This is a genomic window from uncultured Campylobacter sp. (genome assembly GCF_905373215.1).
GTDB lineage: Bacteria > Campylobacterota > Campylobacteria > Campylobacterales > Campylobacteraceae > Campylobacter_B.
On sequence record NZ_CAJPRT010000043.1, the window covers coordinates 1 to 5,218 of the forward strand.

At 45.8% G+C, this 5,218-nt stretch carries 6 protein-coding genes and 1 pseudogene; all 7 read left to right on the plus strand.

Annotated features, from left to right (window positions below; genetic code table 11):
• Positions 1–743: phage protease (locus QZ176_RS10170; RefSeq protein ID WP_295153337.1), on the plus strand; the 743-nt coding region annotated here is incomplete at its 5' end.
• Between the two features lies 1 nt (position 744).
• The gene (locus QZ176_RS10175; RefSeq protein WP_295153339.1) at positions 745–1,071 is read left to right on the plus strand and encodes a hypothetical protein; all 327 of its coding nucleotides are present in this window, start codon (positions 745–747) and stop codon (positions 1,069–1,071) included.
• Between the two features lie 10 nt (positions 1,072–1,081).
• A complete protein-coding gene (locus tag QZ176_RS10180) occupies positions 1,082–2,050 on the plus strand; it encodes a major capsid protein (protein WP_295153341.1) in 969 nt (322 codons plus the stop codon).
• Between the two features lie 144 nt (positions 2,051–2,194).
• Entirely contained in the window at positions 2,195–2,593 is a 399-nt protein-coding gene (locus QZ176_RS10185; protein WP_295153343.1) for a phage protein Gp36 family protein, read from the plus strand.
• A complete protein-coding gene (locus tag QZ176_RS10190) occupies positions 2,586–3,071 on the plus strand; it encodes a DUF1804 family protein (protein WP_295153345.1) in 486 nt (161 codons plus the stop codon). Before QZ176_RS10185 ends, QZ176_RS10190 begins: the two co-directional genes overlap by 8 nt.
• Before the next feature lie 8 nt (positions 3,072–3,079).
• The gene (terL, locus tag QZ176_RS10195; RefSeq protein ID WP_295153347.1) at positions 3,080–4,723 is read left to right on the plus strand and encodes a phage terminase large subunit; all 1,644 of its coding nucleotides are present in this window, start codon (positions 3,080–3,082) and stop codon (positions 4,721–4,723) included.
• Positions 4,720–5,218, plus strand: a pseudogene (locus QZ176_RS10200) (hypothetical protein); the annotation flags it as partial. The gene terL and the pseudogene QZ176_RS10200, both read left to right, overlap by 4 nt.

Genomic DNA, 5,218 nt, shown 5'->3' on the forward strand with positions numbered 1-5,218 from the left:
CGTTTAGTATAGACGCAGCCGATATCGAAAAGATGAAACTAAATTTCGACAAGCGCAGCCTAGATATAGTGATCGACTACGAGCACCAAACTTTAAGCGGAGAGATAGCGCCCGCGGCAGGCTGGGTAAAAGAGCTTTTTATAAAAGACGGCGCGCTTTACGGGCGCGTAAGTTGGACGGCCAAAGCAAAAGAATTCATCAAAAACGGCGAATATAAATATCTTAGCCCGGTTTACGACTTTATGGGCGTAGACGAAAAAACCGGAGCTTGGCAGGGCTGCACGTTGCACTCCGCGGCGCTAACCAATAAGCCGTTTTTAGATGAACTCGGAGAAGTAAGAGCGAATAAAAATTTCACAAAGGAGACGAACATGGATGATGCGAAAAATCCAAAAGGCGAGCCGCAGGCTCAGGCTGCTACGCAAAGCGGCGCGAGCTATGAGGCTCGGATAGTCGAGCTTAAAAATCAGCTTGACGCCTCTAAACAAGAGGTCGCTACTCTAAAAGAGCAACTAGCTCAAAGCGCGGTAGACACGGCTATTGTCGCAAATAAGCTGCAAGAAAGTCAAAAGCAGTGGGCGCTTAGCTACGCAAAGGCCGATTTAAACGGCTTTAACGAGTTTTTAAAAGGCGTTATGCCGCCGCAACAAAAAACGAGCATACCGAGTAACGATATGTTTGCCAACAAAAGCCGATCGGACGCAGAAATAGACGTCGTTAAATTTGCATTAGGAGGAGAATAAAATGCCTAACGAACAAAAAAAGCCAAAGACCATCGGAGACGTGGTCGTAAACAAGGTGCTCGGCATTAACGCCAAAGTAGAGACCACTAAGGCCCTAGAGTGCGGAGCCGTGCTGTTTAGTATTAACGGCGGCGAGAGTTTTGCAGCCGTAACTAGCGACAACCAAACTACGACCATCGCAAACGCACAGGCGGTATTCGGCGTGCTATGCGACAACGTAGAGGCCACCAAAGAAGCCGACGTGCTGGTGCTTGGCGAGGTAATGCTGGAAGGCGCCGCCGCGGAGCTAAAAACAGCACTATTCAAACAAAAAATTATAGTGAGATAAGGAGATAAAAATGGATGAACTTTTAAAAAAATTTACGGTCGAGGCGATGACTGAGATCATAAATCAGACTAAGACCGATCAAAGTTTCATAACGGATACGTTTTTCAAAAAATGGACTCCGACGCTTTCCAATACCCATAACATTATCATCGAAAAAGGCGCGGGCGTAATCCTTGAAAGCGTTAGCGAAAATGGAGAGCACTTGGTGACGAAAAATCCCGACCAAACTATCATCTCCGTACCGCTTCCTCGCTTCCCGCAGTATGATACGCTCCCGGCTAGCGAGATGAATTTGCTAAGAACGCTCAATACTCAAAGCGAGCAGCTTAAATCATTGTCTGCGGCTATCGGCAAAAAACTAGCTAGCCAAAAGAGCAATATCACCAATACGGTAGAGTATATGGCCATAGGCGCTATTTTTGGCAAGGTAATGGACGGCAAAGGAAAGGTACTGTTTGAGCTCAGCGCAAACAGAAAAGAGATAACTATCACAAATGCGACTAAGTTATTGGATTTGCTAAGCGATATCGAAGCCGCTCAAAAAGAGGTGTTAGGCATCGCAAAGCCATATATAGCGCTAGTAACGAGAGAGCTTTTTAGCGAGCTGCTTAAACTGGCCGAAGCCCAGGAGCTTCTAAAGCTAAAATCCTGCGAAGTCGTCGACAGTAACGGAGTTTTAACTCTTAAACTTTTCGGCAAGACCTTTATGCCTTACGATGCCTCGTACAAAAACACGAAAGGCAGAGATACGAGCTACATGAGCGGCAAAAAAGGCGTAGTAGTGCCTTTGATGGACGACATCTTTGAGGTAGTTTATACAAGAGCAAACCATACGTCTGCCATCGGAAAGGCTCCGACGAAATTCTTCGCTGCGGCTCCGGAGGTGCTCGACAAAGGTATGGGCTGGGGCATTGTTAGCGAAAGCAGACCGCTTCCGATCTGCAATAGGCTTGACGCGATAGTCGAACTGAAAATGTGATTTAAAAGGGCTCTAAGCCCTTTTAAATCAAAAACGACCAAAGATACGAGAAAAATATTTTAAACGTTTTAACGCGCTTTTAACGCTCGCTAAAAGCTAATAACGAATACGGTCAAAAGGTTTAAAATATTTGGAGACAAAATAATGGTTTTAACAAACGAGGATCTACTAAAAGAAGTTTCTACTAGAGAGCTGCAAGAGCTCAGCGACTTTGAAGGAAGCGGCGCCGTTAATCAAAGCGTCATAGACGATAGCGTAAACGATGCCTTGGCTTATATCTCCTCTTTCATCAAACTTCCGCAAAACCCTACGCCGCTATTAAAAGACATCGGCGTAAATTTGACTATTATCGAGCTCAAAAAGCGCAACAACTTCCCCAAAGAGGCGCTGAATGAGCAGATAGAAAAGACGGACGCTCTGCTTTTGAAGATGGCTAGCAAGAAGCTTCCGAGCCAAATAGAAGACGATAGTGCGCCCAGGCTCGGCATAAGAGCGTTTAGGCACGGCGAGAAAAAAATGGACTTAAAGGATTTAAATGGCTGAGAAACCAAATATAAAAGAGCTTGCTAAGGAGCTTTATCTAAAAGGCTTCAGCCTTGAGCGCATAGCCGAAATTTTAAACAAAAACGTAAAAACCATAAAAAACTACAAATCTCAAAACGGCGACTGGGACGAGCTTAAAGCCGCAAGCTATCTAAATAAAAGCGGCGAAGATAAACAGAACATCTATCAAAATTTTATCGAAGAGATGCGCCTGGCCGTAAAAGATATAAGAGAGAGCGAACTGCCCGCAGGCAAAAAGGCCGAGGCGCTTTCAAAGATAGGCGATAGCTTCGTTAAGATGACCAAAGTTGCAAGCTACGAAAATCCGGCGGCATACCGCTTAAGCATCGCCAAAAAGGTCATTATGCTTGTGGTGGATAAATTCAAGGACGACGAGAACAAAGAGTGCATCAAGAAGTTAGTCGAGCTCATCGAGAGCGAGAAGTTCGTCAAAGCTATCGAAGAGCTCGACGTTTAGGATGACGCATGCTTTTTTCAAGAGATGAGCTAGATAGCTTCCTAGAAGACAGTAGAGAAACGCACAAGCAAGCCGGCGCCGTAGAACCCGAGCTTAGCAAGCTAACGCGCAAAGACTTTTACGGCTGGCTAGAGGAGCTTAGCGGCGAGCTAAAAGAGCAGATACATCTAAATAGCCCCCTATCCCCCAAAGATAGATCCGCAAGAGTAAAACGCGCCGAGCGCGATTTTATGTTTTTTGCAAGGACTTATTTCCCGCACTATTTTAGCATTAGTAGCTCTTGCGCGCTTCACGAGGACCTAGCGCAGATTTTTGAAGCTATGACGCAAAACGCAAGCGGAGACAAATACGCCCGCGCCGCGCCGCGCGGTCATGCAAAGACCACGTACTGCTCGCAGCTTCTCCCGCTTTGGTGTATTTGTTTTAACAAGAAGCGCTTCATCGTCGAAATTTCAGACGCCGTGGAGCTAGTCGAGGGGTGCTTGGAGGCGATAAAAGCCGAGCTTGAGGATAATGCAAATTTAAAAATGGACTTCCCGCACGTTTGCGGCGCAAGCAAGAACTGGAAGATAGGCGAGTTCGTCTCTAAAAACGGAGTTAAGCTTAAGGCGTTTGGCTCGGGCAAAAGACTGCGCGGCGTAAAATTCGGCGTTTATCGCCCCGATCTAGTAGTCCTAGACGACCTGGAAAACGATACTAACGTACGCAGTAAAGAGCAGCGCGACAAGCTCGAGGAGTGGCTAGACGAAGCGGTTTTAAATTTGGGCAGCGTAGACGGTAGCCTAGACGTTCTTTACATAGGCACCGTACTTCACGCCGATAGCGTGCTGGCGCGAAAGTTAAAACTTAAATTTTGGAATGCCAAGAAATATCAAAGCATCGTAAATTTCCCAAAGCGAATGGATCTGTGGGAGAGATGGGCAGAGCTTTATAAAAATATATCCAAAGAGGCTAGCGAAACGTTTTATCTAAAAAACAAAGCCCTTATGAATGAGGGTTCTCGGGTGCTTTGGGAGGATGCGCTACCGATTTTAAAACTCATGCAAAAGCGCGCCGAGAACCTAAAATCATTCAACAAAGAGCAGCAAAACGATCCTAGAAACGAGACTCAAATTTTCACCAAAGAGAGTATGCATTTTTACCGCGAGCTTCCGAGGTGCGATTACTTCGTGATGTATATCGACCCGGCAGGCGAAAAGAAAAAGAGCGACTATACGGCCATAACGGTGCTAGGAGTGAGCAAGGCAGAAGCCAAGATCTACGTAGCAGAAAGCATAGTAGAGGTCATGAAGACCAAAAAGACCATCAAAGAGATCATTAGGCTTAATCAGCTCTATAAATGCCGTATTTGCGCGATAGAGAGCAACGGCGGGCAGGAGTTTTTTAGAGGCTGGATCAGAGAAAAGGCCTTTGAGATAGGCGTTAAACTACCTTTAAAAGGCGTGAATAATACCGCAAGCAAAGGGCAAAGAATAGAGGAGCTTGAAGTGCCTATAGAGGACGGCGAAATACTCTTTCATCAAAGCCAAAGCCTGCTTATCGAGCAGCTTACGGAGTATCCCGAAGCCAAGCACGACGACGCGCCCGACAGCTTAGCGGGCGCATACGACCTAACGAAACTAAAAAAGAAAGTAAAAAGGCGCACGAGATGATATTTGACAAATTATTTAAAAATAAATCCGAGCAGCCGCAGCGCAAAAAAGCGGCTATTATCCCTCAAAACGGCACCTTGATAGATTTGCTGATAAATACGGGAGTTTCCAGCGTCGGCGACGACGATATGGATATGATACTAGCCGATCTTACCGTTACGCAGTGCGACGTGAGCCGCAAGTCCGTGACCGAGAAAAAAGAGATCCAAATCGTTTGCGACGATGAAAAAATTAAGGACGAATTTAAAAAGATTTTTAACCCCGACGTCGTCAGCCAAATTTTAGAGACCTACCTTTACGGACTAAACGTATTTGAAGTCAACTACAAAGAAAAAGAAGGGCTTGTATACCCAAGACTCGTGCAGCGCGATTTTAGGCAATTTGAATTTAACGACGCGGGCGAGTTCGTGTTTAATGCCGGCGGAAGCGAGCAGGCTATTCCGCCTTTAAAAGTTATATATGCATTAAACAGGGCGAATTTTAGAAAAGTATACG

Excerpts from the sequence above, each read along its gene's own strand:
- QZ176_RS10185 (WP_295153343.1), top strand. The coding sequence starts at position 2,195 with ATGGTTTTAACAAACGAGGATCTACTAAAAGAAGTTTCTACTAGAGAG.
- QZ176_RS10175 (WP_295153339.1), top strand. The coding sequence starts at position 745 with ATGCCTAACGAACAAAAAAAGCCAAAGACCATCGGAGACGTGGTCGTA.
- QZ176_RS10190 (WP_295153345.1), top strand. The coding sequence starts at position 2,586 with ATGGCTGAGAAACCAAATATAAAAGAGCTTGCTAAGGAGCTTTATCTA.
- terL (WP_295153347.1), top strand. The coding sequence starts at position 3,080 with ATGCTTTTTTCAAGAGATGAGCTAGATAGCTTCCTAGAAGACAGTAGA.
- QZ176_RS10180 (WP_295153341.1), top strand. The coding sequence starts at position 1,082 with ATGGATGAACTTTTAAAAAAATTTACGGTCGAGGCGATGACTGAGATC.